The organism is Streptacidiphilus sp. PAMC 29251 (assembly GCF_054208735.2).
The window spans coordinates 6,880,662-6,898,456 of record NZ_CM135725.2 but is presented as its reverse complement, the minus strand read 5'-3'; the positions used below and the strand labels follow the sequence as shown (position 1 = coordinate 6,898,456).

The following is a 17,795-nucleotide window of genomic DNA, read 5'->3' as shown; positions in this document are numbered from 1 at the left end:
CCGCCGGAGGCGCGACGCGAGGGAGCGCGGCAGGGAGTACCTCATGGCGGGGGTGCGTGCGAAAAAGGGGGCTGCGGGTACGACAGGAATGTGACCAGAGGGTTTCCGGAGGAAGGATTGCCACCTCGGCACCAGTGGTATCAACGCGTGCCACATGGTGCCCGGCTATTTACCCTTCTGGCAATGGTTTGGCGGATTTCGTTTACTGGCCTTCCAGAACTGCGAATTCCCTCCGAGGATCCCCGAACCGCAACCGAATCCGTTGAGCCGGAGCCGTTATGTCCCTGAAACATCTCGGCGGCGGGGTAGCCTCAGCTGATCCACCCACCCGTGAGGAAGCACCCGCTGTGACCGAAGCCCCCGCCCGCAAGGGCCGCCCGCGCAGCGCCGACGCCGACCGGGCGATCCTCGCCGCCACCCGCGCGGCGCTCGCGGAGCTGGGCTGGGGCGGGCTGACCATGGGCGACGTCGCGGTCCGGGCGGGGGTGGCGAAGACCACCCTCTACCGGCGCTGGGCCTCCAAGAACGACCTGGTCGTGGACGCCGTGGCGGTGCTGTTCGACGAGCTGGCGATGGCCGACCTCGGCTCGCTGCGGGCCGATATCGAGGCCGTGGTACGGCAGTTCGCCGAGCTGCTGGCGCTGCCGGAGAGCCAGGCCGCGCTGCTGGCGCTGTTCGCCGAGGCCAGCCGCGACCCGGCGCTGCGCCGCCGGGTCCGCGAGGCGATCATCGATCCGCAGAAGCGGCTGGTGCACCAGGGCCGGGCCGCCGCCCAGGCCCGCGGCGAACTGCCCGCCGACACCGACCCGGACGAGGCCCGCGAGAACGTCGAGGTCATCTTCGACACCATCGCGGGCGCCGTCGAGCACCGCATCCTGGTCAGCGGCGAGTGCGCCACCCCCGACTGGATCAGCCGCTTCGCCACCCTGATGCTCTCGGCGCTGACCTAGAAGCCCGCCGGCTCGGTGTACGTCCCCCACTCCGCCCGCAGCACGTCGCAGATCTCGCCCAGGGTGGCCTCGGCCCGGACCGCGTCCAGCATCGGCGGCAGCATGTTGCTGCCGTCCCTGGCCGCCGCCAGCATCGCGTCAAGCCCGGCCCGCACCGCGGCCTCGTCCCGGCCCGCACGCCGCGCCGCCAGCTCGCGCACCTGCTCGGTCTCGACCTCGTGGCTGACCCGCAGGATCTCCAGCGGCTTGGTGACGCTGCCGGTGTGGCAGTTGACCCCGACCACCCGCTTCTCGCCCTTCTCCACCGCCTGCTGGTAGGCGAACGCGGCCTCGGCGATCTCCCCGGTGAACCAGCCGTTCTCGATGCCGCGCAGGATCCCCGCCGTCATCGGCCCGACCGGATGCCCGGGCGCCCCCATGTCGGTGATCCGCTGGAAGATCGCCTCCGCCTGCGCCTCGATCCGGTCGGTCAGCGCCTCCACGTACCAGGAGCCGCCCAGCGGGTCCGCGACATTGGCGACCCCGGTCTCCTCCATCAGCACCTGCTGGGTCCGCAGCGCGATCTCAGCGGCCTGCTCCGAGGGCAGCGCCAGGGTCTCGTCCAGGGCGTTGGTGTGCAGCGAGTTGGTGCCCCCGAGCACCGCCGACAGCGCCTCCACCGCCGTACGCACCACGTTGTTGTACGGCTGCTGGGCCGTCAGCGACACCCCCGCGGTCTGGGTGTGGAACCGCAGCCACTGCGCCTTCTCGCTGGTCGCCCCGTACACATCCCGCAGCCACCGGGCCCAGATCCGCCTGGCCGCGCGGAACTTGGCGATCTCCTCGAAGAAGTCCAGGTGCGCGTCGAAGAAGAAGGAGAGCCCGGGAGCGAAGACGTTCACGTCCATGCCCCGCGAGAGACCCAGCTCCACATAGGCGAAGCCGTCCGCCAGGGTGAACGCCAGCTCCTGCGCGGCCGTGGAGCCCGCCTCGCGGATGTGGTAGCCGGAGACCGAGATCGGCTTGTACGCCGGGATGTTCTCGGCGCAGTACTCCATCAGGTCGCCGATCAGCCGCAGATGCGGCTCCGGCTCGAACAGCCACTCCTTCTGGGCGATGTACTCCTTGAAGATGTCGGTCTGCAGGGTGCCGTTGAGCACGGCCGGATCGACGCCCTGCCGCTCCGCCGCCACCAGGTACATGCAGAACACCGGCACCGCCGGGCCCGAGATGGTCATCGAGGTGGTGACCTCCCCCAGCGGCAGGTCCGCGAACAGCACCTCCATGTCGGCCGCGGAGTCGATGGCCACCCCGCAGTGCCCGACCTCGCCCAGCGCCCTGGCGTCGTCCGAGTCCCGACCCATCAGCGTCGGCATGTCGAAGGCCACCGAGAGACCGCCGCCGCCGGCGTCCAGGATCATCCGGTAGCGCTCATTGGTCTGCCGGGCGTTGCCGAAGCCGGCGAACTGGCGGATCGTCCAGGGCCGCCCCCGGTAGCCGGTGGCGTGCAGCCCCCGGGTGTAGGGGTACTCCCCCGGCCAGCCGATCCGCTCCGGCGCCTCGCCGTCGGCCGGACCGTAGACCGGGTCCACCTCGTCCCCGCTCAGCGTCGTGAAGTCGGCGTCGCGCTTGCGCGCCGTGTCATACCGAAGCTGCCAGCGTTCGCGTGCGTCCATCGGCCGACCTCACGTCCCGATCAAAGTACTTTGATGTCCTACTAATTCTACCGCGCAAAAGAGGCGCGCCTCCAGGGAGACGCGCCCCGCACTCCAGAATTCAGGCGCTGACCAGGGACTCCGACTCCTCGCCGGCCGTCTGCGCGCGGATGTCCTCCATCACCTTGCGCTCGGCGATGAAGGAGCAGGTCGGAATGGTGCCGGCCAGGATCACCCAGGCCATCCGGCCGATCGGCCAGCCCATCTTGTTGCCCAGGGTGAAGGCGACCACCGCGTACGCCATGAAGGCCCAGCCGTGGATGGTACCGACCACGGCCACGGCGACCTCGGCCACGCCGAAGCCGTACCAGGCGATACACGAGGCGCACAGCAGGATCAGCCCGACACCGGTCACGTACGCCAGTACCCGGTAGGCCGTCAGCAGACGATTCGACTTGTTCACGGAACGAGCGTAACCGCCCAGGAGTGGATCACTCACACCCCCCTACTCGTCCGCGAAGTCACCCGCGGACACCCGCAGCGGCCTGAGCACGTCGAACAGCTCCCGGCAGCCGGCCTCGTCGTAGCCGGCCAGGCCGAAGTCCATCGCCACCAGATCCCTGGTCGCCTTCTCCACCACCTGCCGGCCCTGCTCGGTGATCGACGCCAGCACGCCCCGCCCGTCCAGCGGGTTGGGCCGGCGGGCCACCTGGCCGGCCCGCTCCAGCCGGTCCACCGTGTTGGTGACACTGGTCGGATGCACCATCAGCCGCTCGCCGATCTTGGACAGCGGCAGCTCACCGGCCTGGCTGAAGGTCAGCAGCACCAGCGCCTCGTACCGGGCGAAGGTCAGTCCGTACGGCTTCAGCACCGCGTCCACCTGGGCCAGCAGGATCTGCTGGGCCCGCATCACCGAGGTGATCGCCGCCATCGACGGCACGGCGCCCCAGCGCCGGGTCCACAACTCGTCGGCACGGGCGATGGGGTCGAAGGACAGGCTCAGCGGCTTGGGCACGCCCTTACCGTACCTTCAGCCCCCGACAGCGACGGCGGGGGCCGGGTAGCCCTCGCCCTCCTCCTTGGCCAGCACCCGCTCGGCATAGAAGCCGCCGCCGGGCAGCACCGAGAGCACCAGCACGCCGGCCGCCCGCTTGAGGCTCCAGCGCTGCTTCCACCAGGCGATCAGCGCGAAGACCGCGTACAGCGTGAAGAGGAGGCCGTGCACCATGCCCATCACCGGCACCGCGTTGAAGCTGGTGGTCCGCTTCAGCACCGAGCACACCAGCAGCAGCAGGAAGGACACCCCCTCCGGCATGGAGACCAGGCGCAGACGGTGGACGGCACTGTTCACAACGGACCCTTCGACAGCACAAACGGGACACTCTAGTATCACCGACGGGCTCCCCGGCTATTCTTCGGCCTAACATCCGCACATCCACACGGGGACGATCAGCGATGAAGTGGGACTGGAACAGGCGCACCTGCTCACGGCGGGGGCACATCACCTACGCCCCCACCGAGACGCACCTGCGCGACCGGCTGCACGCCGAGACCGCCCTCGGCGTCGCCTGGCGCTGCCTCCGCTGCGGCGACTTCGCCCTCGGTGAGCCGCACGGCAGCGGCAAGGCCGAGGACGCCCCGTTCGTCGCCCGCGGCAAGGCCCTGCGGGACCTGTTCATCCTGCGCTTCCTCGCCGTCGAACGCCTGGTCCGCGGCGTCTTCATCATTCTGATCGCGATCGCGGTCTGGAAGTTCAGCAACAGCCAGACCTCGGTGCAGCAGTTCTTCAACGACGACCTCACCCTGCTGCAGCCGATCGCCAAGCACTTCCACTACGACCTCAACAACTCCCCGATCGTCGGCACCATCCAGAAGACCTTCAGCTACAAGCACTCCACCCTGGTGATCACCGCCGTCGCCCTGGTGGTCTACGCGCTGATCGAGATCGTCGAGGCGTTCGGCCTCTGGGCCGCCAAGCGCTGGGCCGAGTACCTGACCGTCGTCGCCACCGCCATGTTCCTCCCGCTCGAGGTCTATGAACTGACCGAGAAGGTCAGCGGCTTCAAGATCGCCACCTTCCTGCTGAATGTGATCGCAGTCCTCTACATCCTGCTGGCGAAACGGCTGTTCGGCCTTCGCGGCGGCGGTAAGGCGTTCGAGGCGGAGCGCCACGAGGCCTCCCTGCTGGAGGTCGAGACCTCGGCCGACGATCACTCGGCCCCTTCCCGTGCCACTTCGACCCCCACTACGTTGTAGCCGTGGCACAGTTCAGAATGCAGGGCTCACGAGTGCTCGCGGTGGATCTCACCGGCGACGTCGTCAAGGCCCGAAACGGCTCCATGGTCGCCTACGACGGCCAGATGAACTTCAAGCGGCTGTCCGGCGGCGGTGAGGGCCTACGCGGCCTGGTCACCCGCCGGATCACCGGCGAGAAGATGACCGTGATGGAGGTACAGGGCCAGGGCACCTGCTGGTTCGCCGAACGCGCCGCCGAGATCAACCTGGTCCGCCTCAACGGCGAACGCCTCCATGTAGAAGCGAACAACCTGCTCTGCACCGAGGCGACCCTGCGCACCGGCACCGAGTTCACCGGCCTGCGCGGCGCCTCCGAGGGCCACGGCCTGTTCACCACCAAGGTCGAAGGAGCGGGCTGGGCGGCCATCACCTCCGACGGCCCCGCGGTGATCCTCCGGGTGGTCCCGGGCCTCCCGCTCCGGGTCGACCCCGGCGCGTACGTGGCGCACACCGGCGACCTCAAGCAGAGCTTCCGCACCGACGTCACCTGGCGCGCGCTGGTCGGCGAGACCGGCGGGGAGAGCTTCCAGATCGAGTTCGAGGGCAACGGCCTGGTCTACGTCCAGCCCTCCGAGCGCCGCACCGTCGCCGGGGAGTTCTGATGTTCACCCAGATCAACAGCAAGATGGTAGAGGCCCCGGTGGTCCCCGGCCAGCGCCTCTTCAGCCAGCGCGGGGCGATGCTCGCCTACAAGGGCGACGTCAGCTTCACCCCCAACCTGATGGGCGGTCAGGGCGGCATCGGCTCCATGCTGGGCCGCCGGCTCGCCAACGAGGACACCCCGCTGATGACCATCGAGGGCAACGGCACGGTGATGTTCGGCCACGGCGGCCACCACGCCCACCTGATCCACCTCAACGGCGACACCCTCTACGTCGAGGCCGACCGGCTGCTGGCCTTCGAGGGCTCGCTGAACCAGTCCACCCTGTTCATGGGCTCCCAGGGCGGCCTGCGCGGCATCATCCGCGGCCAGGCCACCGGCCAGGGCCTGTTCACCACCACCCTGACCGGCAAGGGCTCCGCCGCGGTACTGGCCCACGGCGGCGTGTTCGAGATCCCGATCACCCCCCAGCGACCGGTCCACGTCGACCCCCAGGCCTATGTGGCCCACCGCGGCGAGGTGCAGAGCAAGGTCAGCACGGCGATCGGCTGGCGCGACGCGATCGGCCGGGGCTCCGGCGAGGCCTTCCAGCTCGAACTGACCGGCAACGGCACGGTCTTCGTCCAGGCCAGCGAGGAGAAGCTGTGAGCACCCCAGGCCCCGTCATCTGGGACCCCTCCACCCTCCCCACCGACGACAACGTCAACCCCTATGCCTTCTCGGTGGCCCTCAACGGCCGCTGGTTCCTGCAGAAGGGCAAGATGGTCGCCTACTACGGGAACATCAACTTCCACCCCATCGGCTACGGCCCGCTGGACTCGCTGATCTCCAACAGCTTCCACTCCCCCACCCACGCCGCGGACTGGGTGGTCGCCGAGGGCCAGGGCCACATGATCCTGGCGGACCGGGCCTATGACGTGAACTCCTACGACCTCGAACAGGGGAACCTGACGGTCCGCAGCGGCAATCTGCTGGCGTACGCCTCCACGCTGACGCTGAAGCAGTCGATCATCCCCGGGTTCCTCACCCTGATCGGCAGCGGCAAGTTCGTCGCCGCCTCCAACGGCCCGGTCCACTTCGTGGAGCCACCCGTTCGAGTGGACCCGCAGGCGCTGGTCGGCTGGGCCGACTGCCCCTCCCCCTGCCACCACTACGACCACAGCTACATGCGCGGCGTCCTTGGCGGGATCCGCCAGCTCACCGGCCTCGGCGGGGCCTCGGGCGAGGAGCACCAGTTCGAGTTCGTGGGCGCGGGGCAAGTCCTTTTGCAGTCCACGGAGGTGCTGATGTCGGAGCTCGCGACCGGGATGGTCGCGGACGAACCCGGCATCCCTGGTGCGCGGCCGCCGGCTCCCGGCGGGCGTGTGGCGCAGCCGAACCTGGGGAACCTGGGGAACCTCGGTCGGCAGTTCGGTCTTTGAGATTGTCCAACTTTCAACATTGACGGGTATGATTGCCTCCATGGAAACCAGCCCAGCAACAGTCCAGGACGCCGCCGCCGAGGACGTCCCCTGGCTGACCCCCGAGGAGCAGGCGCTGTGGCGTGCGCATCTTGAAGTGGGCCGGCTGCTGGGCTACGCCATGGAGCGGGGGCTGCAGCCCTTCAATCTCGCCATCAACGACTACACCATCCTGGTGGAGCTCTCCGAAGCGCCTGAACGCAGGATGCGGATGACGGATCTGGCTACCGCCACGCTCCAGTCCAAGAGCCGGCTCTCCCACCAGATCACCCGCATGGAGGCCGCAGGCCTCGTTGCCCGCGAGGGGTGCCCGGGGGACCGGCGGGGGCTTTACGCCGTCCTGAGCGACCAGGGGTGGGAGACGATGCGGCAGGTTGCTCCGCATCACGTCCGGAGCGTCCGTGAGCATTTCATCGACCGGCTCGAGCCGGAACAGATCGCTTCGATGTACGCAGCGCTGGCTCCTATTGCGGAGCATCTTCGGGGTTTGCGGGGGCGTTAGGACTGCCTGCGGCGCGGGTGGGTGCGCGGCAGCGGGGGCGGGCCGGAACGGGGAAGTCGCTCTGGGGCGGGGCGCTGCGCTTGCCGGCTACGCCGGGGTTTGCCTGCGGCGCGGGTGGGTGCGCGGGGGCGGGGGCGGGCCGGAACGGGGAAGTCGCTCTGGGGCCTGCTGCGAAACGGGTGCAGTTCGTCGAGGTGCCCTTATTTCGCCGCTCGCACCCGTTTCTCGCTTTGACGGCCCCTGCCGCGACCACCCCGCCCCGTCCCACCCCCTCCCGTGCGGGGGTGGGGAAAAACGGGGCTGAGTTCGCCGTAGCCCTGAGTACCTACCGTCGGGTACTCAGGATGAGCTGAGTAGCAGCGCGGATGATCGTCTGATCCCCTCACCGCAGAATCGGTCCTACCGATCAGAGGAGATCACACCATGCGGGACGGCCTCCGCCGAACCCTCGCGCTGCTCGTGGCGGGGGCCGCGGTCAGCGTCTCTGCGGGCTGCTCCATCGACACCCGGGACCACATCTGCCGTTCCAGTGAGTACCCGGTCGCGCCCATCGGGTCTTCCGGCGGCGGCGCGTGCGTCGACAATGGGGCGCAGCCCCCCAGCGGTTACGTCCGCTACCCCGCGGGCCAGGTCCCGCAGCACGTGGACGACACGTGGGACACCTACTGGGGAAGCCATGCCCTGGACGCGAACGGCAAGCTCGTCCGGAACTAGAGGCCGACCGCGTCGGCGAGGCTGTCGGTGTGGGCGCGGAGGAACTCTTCGGGATCGCTCAGGGTGTCCGCCGCGTAGTGGCCGAAGGCGTCGAAGAGTACGGCGCCGATGACCGCGGACCACAGACCGTAGGCCCGGAAGACGTTGCCTACGGGCATCTCGAAGCCGAAGCTCTCCCGCAGGCGCGCCATGTCGGCGCGGACGGTCGGATGGAGCGGCGCCTCGACCGTTCTCAACTCGCCCGCTCGCCAAGCGTCTTCCACGAGTCCGGCGAGCGTGAGGGCAAATCGGGTGCCCGGCGCCACGGTCTGGTCAGCGGGAGCCGTATAACCGGGCACCGGTGTGCCGTAGAGCAGGGCGAATCTGGACGGTTCCCGGACGGCCCAGGCGCGAGCCGCGAGTACGGCCACTTCAAGCCGCTTGCGGTGCGACAGCTTCGACGCCGCCGCGAGCGCCCCGTCGACCTCGTCGGCGAGTTCGTCGTACGCGTCCACGATCAGCAGGGTGATCAGCGCTTCGCGGTCTTTGACGTAGCGGTAGAGCGCTGAGGGCACCACGCCGATGTCCCGGGCCACGGCGCGGAGGGACAGGTCGGCCGGCAGTACTTTCGCCAGATGCTCGCGTCCCACGCGCACGATGTCACGCATCATCTGCTCGCGTGCCACTTGCCGTGCGGTGACCATGCATCCACCCTCTTTCCCTGTCGGGCCTACAGTACTTCCCGCGTGATGACCCGCCAGGACTCCCACCCGCGGCAGACGATGTACGCGAAGATCGTGAGCGCCGCGACCGAGGTGTCGGTGACCGAGGACTGCTTGCCCTCGGTGGTGTTCAGGATGGTGAAGGCGAGCACCGTGCACGCCACCTTGTGGAAGATCACCAACTCCCAGATCGCCGGCACCAGACGCGGCCGGTAGGCGAGCATCGCCCACATCGCGCTGAACACCAGGTATCCGAAGGTTCGCCAGCCCTCCACCATCATCCGGTCGTCGCTCGCGGCCGCCATCAGGAAGAACCCGTGGATGAACACCACGAAGGTGACTATGGAGTTGAGGGCCATCAGCCCGCGGCCGAGGTGGTCCCAACGCAGGGACGGAGTGACGGTCATGGTTGTCACGACAGGGTCCTTTGAGAGGAGGAAGCGAGAACACTGTTCTCTCTTGAGAGAGACAATGCTCCGCCCTCCGGACAAAGTCAAGAACAGTGTTCTCTCTTCAGAGAGAGGCGATCAGCTCGTCCGCTGCCGTGTAGGGATCCAGCTCGCCGCAGGCGACCCTCGCCGCCAGGTCGTCCAGGCGCTGGGCGGAGATCCGCTGGCGCAGGGTGGTGACCGCCAGGGTCTGAATCTCCTGGGCCGCGCGGCGCGTCCTGCGCCGGATCAGCTGGTCGTGCTCGTCCATCCAGGCCCGGTGCTTTTCGAGGGCCTCGACCAGCTCGTCGATCCCCTGGCCCTTGGCAGCCACGGTCTTGACGGTCGGCGGCCGCCAGGCCCCCGGCAGACGGGACTCCCCCAGCCCCAGCATGTGGTTGAGTTCCCGCGCGGTGGCGTCCGCGCCGTCGCGGTCGGCCTTGTTGACGACATAGACGTCGCCGATCTCCAGGATCCCCGCCTTCGCGGCCTGGATCCCGTCCCCCATCCCGGGGGCGAGCAGCACCACCGTGGTGTCGGCCTGAGCCGCGACCTCCACCTCGGACTGACCCACCCCCACCGTCTCCACCAGGACCACATCGCAACCCGCGGCATCCAGCACCCGAATCGCCTGCGGCGCGGCCCAAGCGAGGCCCCCGAGGTGCCCCCTGGTGGCCATCGAGCGGATGTAGACCCCAGGGTCGGTCGCATGGTCCTGCATCCGCACCCGGTCACCGAGCAGCGCTCCGCCGGAGAACGGCGAGGAGGGGTCGACTGCCAGCACCCCGACCCGCTTCTCCGCTTTGCGGTACGCAGTGACCAACGCAGAGGTCGTGGTCGACTTACCGACTCCCGGCGAGCCGGTGAGCCCGACCACATAGGCGTTCCCAGTCAGCGGCGCCAGCACCGCCATGACCTCCCGCAGCTGCGGCGACGCCGCCTCCACCAGGGAGATCAACCGGGCGACCGCCCGCGGCCGCCCGTCCCGCGCCTGCTCGACCAGCGTCCCTACGTCCATCCCAGCAATCTCCCATACGGAGCCAGAACTACGGCGAACTCAGCCCCGTTTTTCCCCACCCCCGCACGGGAGGGGGTGGGACGGGGCGGGGTGGTCGCGGCAGGGGCCGTCAAAGCGAGAAACGGGTGCGAGCGGCGAAATAAAGGCACCTCGACGAACTGCACCCGTTTCGCAGCAGGCCCCAGAGCGACTTCCCCGTTCCGACCCGCCCCCGCTGCCGCGCACCCACCCGCGCCGCAGGCTAAGGAACGCGCACCAGCAACGCGTCTCCCTGACCCCCGCCGCCGCACAAGGCAGCAGCGCCGAGGCCACCCCCCCGCCGCTTCAGCTCAAGGGCGAGTGAAAGAACCAGCCGCGCCCCCGACATCCCGATCGGGTGCCCCAGCGCAATCGCCCCGCCGTTGACATTCACCTTGTCGAGGGAAATCCCCAGGTCCTTGACCGACTGAACAGCCACCGCCGCGAACGCCTCGTTGATCTCGACCAGGTCGAGATCGTCCACGGTCAGACCGTCCTTCGCCAAAGCAGCGAGAATCGCGTTGGAAGGCTGCGACTGCAGCGAGTTGTCCGGGCCCGCGACATTCCCGTGTGCGCCGATCTCGGCGAGCCACGTGAGCCCCAGCTCCTCCGCCTTGGCCTTGCTCATGACCACGACCGCCGCCGCCCCGTCGGAGATCTGCGAGGCCGAGCCGGCCGTGATCGTGCCGTCCCGAGTGAAGGCCGGACGCAGCTTGGCGAGGGACTCCACCGTGGTCTCCGCCCGGATGCCCTCGTCAGTACTGAAGATCACCGGCTCACCCCGCCGCTGCGGAATCTCCACCGGAACGATCTCGGCGTCGAAGACGCCGTTCTTGGCGGCGGCAGCAGCGAGATGGTGCGAGCGGGCTGCGATCTCGTCCTGCTCAATGCGACCAATGCCGAGACGGGTGTTGTGCACCTCCGTGGACTCCCCCATGGGAATCCCCTCGAAGGCGTCGGTCAGGCCGTCATAGGCCATCGCGTCCAGGAGCTCGATCGCGCCGTACTTGTGGCCCTCGCGCGACTTGGGAAGAAGATGCGGGGCGTTGGTCATCGACTCCTGGCCGCCGGCCACGATGATGTCGAACTCGCCCGCGCGGATCAGCTGGTCGGCCAGCGCGATCGCGTCCAGGCCGGAGAGGCAGACCTTGTTGATGGTGAGGGCGGGGACGCTCATCGGGATGCCGGCCTTGACGGCCGCCTGGCGGGCGGGAATCTGGCCCGCGCCGGCCTGCAGCACCTGGCCCATGATCACGTACTGGACCTGGTCGCCGGTGATGCCCGCGCGGACGAGGGCCTCCTTGATGGCGATGCCGCCGAGGTCCGCGCCGGAGAAGCCCTTGAGGGAGCCGAGGAGGCGGCCCATGGGGGTGCGCGCGCCTGCGACGATCACGTTGCTCATTCTTCGTAGCCCCTTTGCTGCGATGAGGTCTGGGCGCGGCGCTGCCACGGTCACTGCGGTCCAGGGTTTTGCCCCAATGTACTGATGCGTAACGTCGTCGTCACGCCGCCGCCGGTGTGATCACGGGCACGGTGGGGGCGGGTTTCGCCGGCAGCCGGTTTGCGGTGCACTGGAGGCAACCCCTCTGGAGGAGAATCGTGCTGACGCGGATCGACCACATTGGTATCGCCTGTTTCGACCTGGACCGGACGGTGGAGTTCTATAGGGCCACCTACGGGTTCGAGGTGTTCCACACCGAGGTCAACGAGGAGCAGGGGGTGCGCGAGGCCATGCTGAAGATCAATGACACCGGCGACGGCGGCGCCTCGTACCTGCAGCTGCTGGAGCCCACCCGGGAGGACTCCGCGGTGGGCAAGTGGCTGGCGAAGAACGGCGAGGGCGTGCATCACGTGGCCTTCGGCACGGCGGATGTGGACGGGGACGCGGCGGCGATCCGGGAGAAGGGCGTCCGGGTGCTGTACGAGGAGCCGCGGGTCGGGTCGATGGGGTCGCGGATCACCTTCCTGCACCCCAAGGACTGCGGCGGGGTGCTGACCGAGCTGGTCACCTCGGCGGCGACTCACGGGTAACAACAGAAAGCGGGCCCACCCCCCTGCGCATCAGGCCGGTGACGTGAGAAAATGCGCCGGTGCCTCTGTGCGGGGGGAGGGGGATTCATTGCCCCTGGGATCTGACACCATGTCTCCCTGAGGCACGATGACATCAAGGAGCTCACTCGGACGGCGTAGTGCCGTGCGGTGGCGACCCGACCAGGAGACGGATGGGACCGCGGAGTGCGGGGCTACGAGGCTGACGATCACCTCTCCAAGTTCGAAGCCGAGATGGATCGGCTGCGCACGGAGCGGGAGAAGGCCGTCACACACGCCGAGGACCTCGCCTACCAGGTGGAGGTTCTCCGGGCGAAGCTGCACGAGTCACGTCGGCAGCTCGCCCAGCCACGCGCGTTCGATTCCGTTTCCGGGCAGGCCGAGCAGATCCTGCGGACCGCGGAGATGCAGGCGGAGCAGCTCAGGGCCGATGCCGAGCGGATGCGGATCGAGGCCCAGAACGCCACCCAGCGGGTGATGCAGGAGACCGCGGAGCGGTCGGCCCGGGTGCAGGCCGAGTGGCAGGCGGAGGCCGAGAACCGGCGCAGGCAGCTGGAGAACGAGCTGGCCGAGCTGCGGCGCAGCGCCGAGCGGCACGTCAACGAGAACGTGTCCTGGGCGGAGCAGACCAGGGCCGGGACCGAGGAGCAGGCCCGGCGGGTCCTGGAGGAGTCCAGGGTCGAGGCGGAGCGGCTGCTGGCCTCGGCCAGGGCCGAGGCGATGGCCGTGTCCGAGCAGGCGACCTCGCAGGTCGCGGCGGACGTCGAGTCCACCCGGGCCGAGGCGGACCAGGTGCTGCAGCGGGCCAGGGCCGAGGCCGAGCGGCTGCTGACCGCCGCCGCCGCGCAGGCGCACGACGCCACCGAGTCCGCCGAGCGCGTGAAGCTGTCCGCGCACAGCGAGGTCGGCGAGCAGCTGCAGCAGGCCCAGGCGGAGATGGACGCGCTGCGCCGGGCCGCGGAGGAGCAGCAGGCCGCGGCCGAGCGGTTCCGGCGCGAGGCGGAGGAGCTGCGGGCGGCGGCCGAGACCGCCGCCGAGCAGCTGCAGGCCGACGCCGAGGCGGCGGCCGAGAAGCGGATGGCCGAGGTCGCCGCGTCCGGTGAGCAGCGGACCGCCACCGCGAAGTCCGAGGTCGCCCGGATGGTCGCCACCGCGACCCGGGAGGCCGAGCAGGTCAAGGCCCGGGCCGAGCAGGTCAGGGCGGAGGCCGCGCAGCTGCTGGAGGAGGCGCAGGCCGAGGTCGAGCGGCTCCGGGCGGAGGCCGAGGAGGCCGCCGAGACGCTGCGCCGCGAGGCGGAGGAGTCCGGGCGTACCGAGGGTGCCGCGAGCGCGACGGTGCACCTGGCGAAGGCCGCCAGGACCGCGGAGGACGTGCTGGCCCGGGCCACCCGCGAGGCGGAGGAGACCAGGGCCGCCGCCGCCGAGGAGGCGGAGCGGATCAGGGCCGAGGCCAGGGCCGAGGTGGAACGGCTGCGGGCGGAGAGCCGGGCCGGGGTCGAGCAGGCCCAGGGCAGCGCGCTGGACGAGATCCAGTCGCACCAGGACGAGGCCGCCCGGCTGCGGGCCGAGGCCGAGGAGCTGCGCGCCGAGGCCGAGCGGGAGCGCAACGACCGGCTCGGCGAGGCCAGGCGGCAGGCCATAACCCAGATCGAGGAGGCCGCCAAGACCGCGGAGGAGCTGCTGGTCCGCGCCAAGACCGACGCGGACGAGCTGCGTGGGGGCGCGGCGGTCGAGCTGGCGAAGCTGCGTGAGCGGGCGAACGAGCAGGTCACCGAGGTGCAGAGCCGGGCCGAGGCGGTGCTGGCACGGGCCAGGGCCGAGGCCGAGCGGCTGCGCGCGGGGGCGGAGCAGACCCGGGACGAGGCCGCCGCGGCGGCCGAGCGGGAGCGCCTGGAGATCGTGGAGGCCGCCGAGCGGGCGGCCGCCGAGCGGGTGGAGCAGGCCGCTGAGGCGGCCGAGGCCCGGCGGACGGCCGCCGAGCAGGAGCGCGAGGAACTGCTGGCGGCGGCCGCGCAGGAGCGCGACCAGGTGCTGCAGGCCGCCGAGCAGCTGGCCGCGGAGCGCACCGGGGAGGCGGCGGCCGCGGCGGCCGCCCTGCAGGAGCAGGCCCGGCAGGACTACGCCCGGGCCGGCGAGGAGCTGGAGCGGCGCAGGACCACGGCCGAGGCCGACGAGGCCGCCGCCGCGGAGGCGCTGGCCGCCGCCGAGGCGTTCGCGGTGGAGCTGCGGGAGCTGGTCGCGGCCGAGGTCGCGGCGCTGCGGACGGACTCGGCCGGCAAGGTCGAGGCGGAGTTCGCCGAGGCGCAGCGGATGCGCGGCGACGCCGCGGAGGCGCTGGCCGCCGCCGAGGCCGAGCTGCGGCGGCTGGGCGAGGAGGGCGAGCAGGCCCGGATCGCCGCGCGGCAGCTGGCCGACGGTGTGGTCGCCGGGGCCGAGGCCGAGGCGCGGCGGCTGCGCGAGCAGGCCGCGGCGGAGACCGCGCAGGCCGAGCAGGCGCGTGGCGAGCTGCTGGGCGCGGCCAGGGCCGAGGCCGAGCAGCTGCGGGCCGAGGCGGAGGCCGAGGCCGAGGGCGTGCGGACGGCCGCCGGGGACGAGGCCAGGCGGCTGCGCGAGCAGGCCGCCGGGCTGCTCACCGGCGCCGAGGCGGAGGCGGAGCGCGGTGCGGGCGAGCGCGAGGAGCTGCTGGCCGCCGCGACGGCCGAGGCCGAGCGGCTGCGCCAGGAGGCGCGGCAGACCGCCGAGCAGGCCGAGCAGGAGGCCGGGCAGGTCCGCGAGCTGGCGACCGCCGAGGCGGCCCGGGTCAGGGCCGAGGCCGAGCGGGCCGCCGCCCTGGCCGTGGCCACCGCCGAGGACGAGGCCGCGCAGGTCAGGCAGTCCGTGGCCGGGATGTACGAGGCCGCGGAGAACCAGACCACCCAGCTCCGGGCCACCGCCGAGCGGGAGACCGCGCAGCTGCGGGAGGCCGCCGCGGCCGAGGCCGGGCGGACCCGGGACGAGGCCGCCGCGGAGGTGGGCTCGCTGCGCGCCACCGCCGAGGCGGAGGTCTCGGCGCTGCGGGAGAGCGTCGCCAACGAGGTGGCCCAGGTGCGCGAGCTGGCCTCGGTCGAGGCCGCCCGGGTCCGCGCCGAGGCCGAGTCCGAGCTGGCCAGGGCCGGGGACGAGGCCGCCGCGCTGCGGGCCGAGGCCGAGGCGGTGCGGACGGCCGCGCTGACCGAGGCGGCGCGGGTGGTGGACGAGGCCGAGGCACTGGCCGAGTCGGTCACCAGCGATGCCGAGACCGCCGCGCTGGCCACCACCGCCGCCGCCGAGGAGCAGGCCGACGCCATGGTCTCGGCCGCCCGCAAGGAGGCCGAGCGGCTGGCCGGCGAGGGCGCGGCGGAGGGCACCGCGCTGGTCGAGCGGGCCCGCGCGGACGCGGACGTGATGCTGGTGGAGGCCCGCCGGGACGCCACCGCCATACGCGAGCGGGCCGAGGAGCTGCGGGACCGTACCGACGCCGAGACCACCGCGCTGCACGAGCGGGCCCGCAAGGAGTCCGCCGAGGCGATGAAGACGGCCGGTGAGCGGGTCGACAAGCTGGTGACCGCCGCGACCGAGCAGGTCGAGGAGTCCCAGCGGGAGGCCGCGCAGGCCCTCGCCGAGGCGCGGGAGCGGGCCGACGCGCTCGTCGCCGCCGCCGAGGAGAAGGCCGGAGAGCTTGTCGCCGCGGCGGAGCGGGAGGCCGCGGAGACGCAGTCCGACGCCTCCGCCGAGGCGAGCAAGGTCCGTCTGGCAGCCGTCCGCAAGGCGGAGGGGCTGCTGAAGGAGGCGGACCTGAAACTCAGCGGGTCCACCGCCGAGGCGGAGGCACGCGAGGCGGCAGCCTCACAGCACCTGGCCACGGCCGAGGCGGAGGCGGAGCAGCTTCGCGCCGCCGCCGCGGAGGCCGCGGAGCGCACCCGCAAGGACGCCGCCAAGGCAGCGGAGGACGAGCTGGCCCGTGCCCGCGAGGAAGCGGAGCAGCTCACCGACGAGGCCCTGGCGGAGGCCCAGCGGATGACCGACGAGGGACGTCGTGAACTCGACGAACTCGTCAGTCGCAGGAAGGACATCAACACCGAGATCGCCCGGGTGCAGGATGTGCTGCAGGCCCTGGAGTCCTTCGAGGCTCCGTCACCAGGGTCCGGATCGGGCAAGACGAACGGCACCAACGGGGGCAGTACCGGAAGCCGGACCAGTGGCGGTCGGGGCGCGGCCCCGGCAGGCGTCGGCGCGGGAGCGCCCAGAGCGGGGGCAACCCGTTTGGGGGGCAAGCACGGTGACGCCACACCACCCGATTGAGCGGACATTCTCCACTCTTCACGGGCTTTCAACCGATGACACTCCGAATCCGTGCCAGGATTCGCCTAATCACCCCACACCTCACCGGGCATACGACAGGAACTCCACCCCATGAGCGATCCACACTCTCCGCACGGCTTCGACACCGTGCGCCGCGGGTACGAGCGTGCTCAGGTCGACGAGCGCATCAGCAAGCTGGTCGCAGACCGGGACAGCGCCCTCGCCCGTATCACCGCACTCGAGAAGCGCATCGAGGAACTCCACCTCGAAACCCAGAACGCGCAGGCCCAGGTCACCGATGCGGAGCCCTCGTACGCGGGGCTCGGCGCGCGGGTCGAGAAGATCCTGCGGCTGGCCGAGGAGGAGGCGAAGGACCTTCGCGAGGAGGCGCGTCGCGCCGCCGAGCAGCACCGCGAGCTGGCTGAGGCCGCGGCGCAGCAGGTCCGCAGCGAGGCCGAGACCTACGCCAAGGACCGCAAGGCCAAGGCCGAGGACGAGGGCCAGCGCATCGTCGACAAGGCGAAGAGCGACTCGACCCAGCTCCGCGCCGAGGCGACCAAGGACGCACAGAACAAGCGCGAGGAGGCCGACGCCCTCTTCGAGGAGACCCGCGCCAAGGCCGCGCAGGCAGCCGCCGACTTCGAGACCAACCTGGCCAAGCGCCGGGAGCAGTCCGAGCGGGATCTGGCGGCCCGTCAGGCCAAGGCCGAGAAGCGCCTCGCGGAGATCGAGCACCGCGCGGAGCAGCTCCGTCTGGAAGCCGAGAAGCTGCGGACCGACGCCGAGCGCCGGGCCCGTCAGACGGTGGAGACGGCCCAGCGCCAGTCCGAGGACATCGTCGCGGACGCCAACGCCAAGGCCGACCGGATCCGCAGCGAGTCCGAGCGTGAGCTCGCCGCGCTGACGAACCGTCGGGACAGCATCAACGCCCAGCTGACCAACGTCCGCGAGATGCTGGCCACCCTCACCGGTGCGGCCGTCGCCGCGGCGACGGTGCCGGACGACGACTCGCTCACCCGCGGAGTGCCGGCGCAGCAGTCGCGCTGACCCCTCCCAGGTGCCGCCAGGGCCCCGGACCACCCGCCGCGGGTGGTCCGGGGCCCTG

18 protein-coding genes are annotated in these 17,795 nt (G+C 71.0%); 10 read left to right on the top strand and 8 right to left on the bottom strand.

Annotated elements, in window-relative coordinates; translation table 11 throughout:
* The first annotated feature begins 347 nt into the window (after positions 1-347).
* Positions 348-950, top strand: coding sequence for a TetR/AcrR family transcriptional regulator (locus ACXKR8_RS32955; protein ID WP_458268222.1), 603 nt, complete (start codon positions 348-350; stop codon positions 948-950).
* Here ACXKR8_RS32955 and ACXKR8_RS32950 read toward each other — a convergent pair.
* The 4 genes from ACXKR8_RS32950 to ACXKR8_RS32935 form a co-directional block, all read right to left on the bottom strand.
* Positions 947-2,605 carry an acyl-CoA mutase large subunit family protein gene (locus ACXKR8_RS32950; RefSeq protein ID WP_458268221.1) on the bottom strand — a complete coding sequence of 553 codons (1,659 nt, stop codon included), beginning with the start codon at positions 2,603-2,605 and terminating at the stop codon, positions 947-949. The genes ACXKR8_RS32955 and ACXKR8_RS32950 overlap by 4 nt on opposite strands.
* A 100-nt stretch (positions 2,606-2,705) precedes the next feature.
* Positions 2,706-3,047, bottom strand: coding sequence for a DUF3817 domain-containing protein (locus ACXKR8_RS32945; protein WP_458268220.1), 342 nt, complete (start codon positions 3,045-3,047; stop codon positions 2,706-2,708).
* Between the two features lie 42 nt (positions 3,048-3,089).
* Complete coding sequence (locus ACXKR8_RS32940) at positions 3,090-3,599, bottom strand: MarR family winged helix-turn-helix transcriptional regulator (RefSeq protein ID WP_458268219.1); 510 nt, start codon at positions 3,597-3,599, stop codon at positions 3,090-3,092.
* Between the two features lie 15 nt (positions 3,600-3,614).
* A complete protein-coding gene (locus tag ACXKR8_RS32935) occupies positions 3,615-3,935 on the bottom strand; it encodes a DUF3817 domain-containing protein (RefSeq protein ID WP_458268218.1) in 321 nt (106 codons plus the stop codon).
* A gap of 104 nt (positions 3,936-4,039) precedes the next feature.
* Here ACXKR8_RS32935 and ACXKR8_RS32930 point away from each other — a divergent pair, with 104 nt between their 5' ends.
* The 6 genes from ACXKR8_RS32930 to ACXKR8_RS32905 all read left to right on the top strand — a co-directional run bounded on the left by ACXKR8_RS32930 (position 4,040) and on the right by ACXKR8_RS32905 (position 8,156).
* The gene (locus tag ACXKR8_RS32930; protein WP_458268217.1) at positions 4,040-4,840 is read left to right on the top strand and encodes a DUF2127 domain-containing protein; all 801 of its coding nucleotides are present in this window, start codon (positions 4,040-4,042) and stop codon (positions 4,838-4,840) included.
* Positions 4,841-4,842: 2 nt separating this feature from the next.
* On the top strand, positions 4,843-5,481 hold the full coding sequence (locus ACXKR8_RS32925; protein ID WP_458268216.1) for an AIM24 family protein: 639 nt from the start codon (positions 4,843-4,845) through the stop codon (positions 5,479-5,481).
* A complete protein-coding gene (locus ACXKR8_RS32920; protein WP_458275141.1) occupies positions 5,478-6,128 on the top strand; it encodes an AIM24 family protein in 651 nt (216 codons plus the stop codon). The genes ACXKR8_RS32925 and ACXKR8_RS32920 overlap by 4 nt, the downstream gene beginning before the upstream one ends.
* The gene (locus ACXKR8_RS32915) at positions 6,125-6,901 is read left to right on the top strand and encodes an AIM24 family protein (protein WP_458268215.1); all 777 of its coding nucleotides are present in this window, start codon (positions 6,125-6,127) and stop codon (positions 6,899-6,901) included. Before ACXKR8_RS32920 ends, ACXKR8_RS32915 begins: the two co-directional genes overlap by 4 nt.
* Positions 6,902-6,941: 40 nt before the next feature.
* Positions 6,942-7,442, top strand: a complete 501-nt coding sequence (locus tag ACXKR8_RS32910; protein WP_458268214.1) for a MarR family winged helix-turn-helix transcriptional regulator — start codon at positions 6,942-6,944, stop codon at positions 7,440-7,442.
* A 423-nt stretch (positions 7,443-7,865) separates the two neighbouring features.
* Complete coding sequence (locus tag ACXKR8_RS32905; protein ID WP_458268213.1) at positions 7,866-8,156, top strand: SCO0607 family lipoprotein; 291 nt, start codon at positions 7,866-7,868, stop codon at positions 8,154-8,156.
* Here ACXKR8_RS32905 and ACXKR8_RS32900 read toward each other — a convergent pair.
* From ACXKR8_RS32900 to ACXKR8_RS32885, 4 genes are all read right to left on the bottom strand, one after another.
* Positions 8,153-8,839: a TetR/AcrR family transcriptional regulator gene (locus ACXKR8_RS32900; RefSeq protein WP_458268212.1), complete on the bottom strand. Its 687-nt coding sequence runs from the start codon at positions 8,837-8,839 to the stop codon at positions 8,153-8,155. The genes ACXKR8_RS32905 and ACXKR8_RS32900 overlap by 4 nt on opposite strands.
* A 26-nt stretch (positions 8,840-8,865) precedes the next feature.
* A complete protein-coding gene (locus tag ACXKR8_RS32895) occupies positions 8,866-9,273 on the bottom strand; it encodes a hypothetical protein (RefSeq protein WP_458268211.1) in 408 nt (135 codons plus the stop codon).
* Between the two features lie 97 nt (positions 9,274-9,370).
* Positions 9,371-10,303 carry a methylmalonyl Co-A mutase-associated GTPase MeaB gene (gene meaB / locus ACXKR8_RS32890; RefSeq protein ID WP_458268210.1) on the bottom strand — a complete coding sequence of 311 codons (933 nt, stop codon included), beginning with the start codon at positions 10,301-10,303 and terminating at the stop codon, positions 9,371-9,373.
* A gap of 241 nt (positions 10,304-10,544) precedes the next feature.
* Positions 10,545-11,723, bottom strand: coding sequence for an acetyl-CoA C-acetyltransferase (locus tag ACXKR8_RS32885; protein WP_458268209.1), 1,179 nt, complete (start codon positions 11,721-11,723; stop codon positions 10,545-10,547).
* Positions 11,724-11,920: 197 nt separating this feature from the next.
* Here ACXKR8_RS32885 and mce point away from each other — a divergent pair, with 197 nt between their 5' ends.
* The 3 genes from mce (at position 11,921) to ACXKR8_RS32870 (ending at position 17,737) form a co-directional block, all read left to right on the top strand.
* Positions 11,921-12,352 carry a methylmalonyl-CoA epimerase gene (gene mce / locus ACXKR8_RS32880; RefSeq protein ID WP_458268208.1) on the top strand — a complete coding sequence of 144 codons (432 nt, stop codon included), beginning with the start codon at positions 11,921-11,923 and terminating at the stop codon, positions 12,350-12,352.
* A gap of 204 nt (positions 12,353-12,556) precedes the next feature.
* Positions 12,557-16,690: a hypothetical protein gene (locus ACXKR8_RS32875; RefSeq protein ID WP_458268207.1), complete on the top strand. Its 4,134-nt coding sequence runs from the start codon at positions 12,557-12,559 to the stop codon at positions 16,688-16,690.
* Between the two features lie 111 nt (positions 16,691-16,801).
* The gene (locus ACXKR8_RS32870; protein ID WP_458268206.1) at positions 16,802-17,737 is read left to right on the top strand and encodes a coiled-coil domain-containing protein; all 936 of its coding nucleotides are present in this window, start codon (positions 16,802-16,804) and stop codon (positions 17,735-17,737) included.
* The last annotated feature ends 58 nt before the right edge of the window (positions 17,738-17,795 follow it).

Excerpts from the sequence above, each read along its gene's own strand:
- ACXKR8_RS32950 (WP_458268221.1), bottom strand. The coding sequence starts at position 2,605 with ATGGACGCACGCGAACGCTGGCAGCTTCGGTATGACACGGCGCGCAAG.
- ACXKR8_RS32930 (WP_458268217.1), top strand. The coding sequence starts at position 4,040 with ATGAAGTGGGACTGGAACAGGCGCACCTGCTCACGGCGGGGGCACATC.
- ACXKR8_RS32910 (WP_458268214.1), top strand. The coding sequence starts at position 6,942 with ATGGAAACCAGCCCAGCAACAGTCCAGGACGCCGCCGCCGAGGACGTC.
- ACXKR8_RS32905 (WP_458268213.1), top strand. The coding sequence starts at position 7,866 with ATGCGGGACGGCCTCCGCCGAACCCTCGCGCTGCTCGTGGCGGGGGCC.
- ACXKR8_RS32900 (WP_458268212.1), bottom strand. The coding sequence starts at position 8,839 with ATGGTCACCGCACGGCAAGTGGCACGCGAGCAGATGATGCGTGACATC.
- meaB (WP_458268210.1), bottom strand. The coding sequence starts at position 10,303 with ATGGACGTAGGGACGCTGGTCGAGCAGGCGCGGGACGGGCGGCCGCGG.
- ACXKR8_RS32885 (WP_458268209.1), bottom strand. The coding sequence starts at position 11,723 with ATGAGCAACGTGATCGTCGCAGGCGCGCGCACCCCCATGGGCCGCCTC.
- ACXKR8_RS32870 (WP_458268206.1), top strand. The coding sequence starts at position 16,802 with ATGAGCGATCCACACTCTCCGCACGGCTTCGACACCGTGCGCCGCGGG.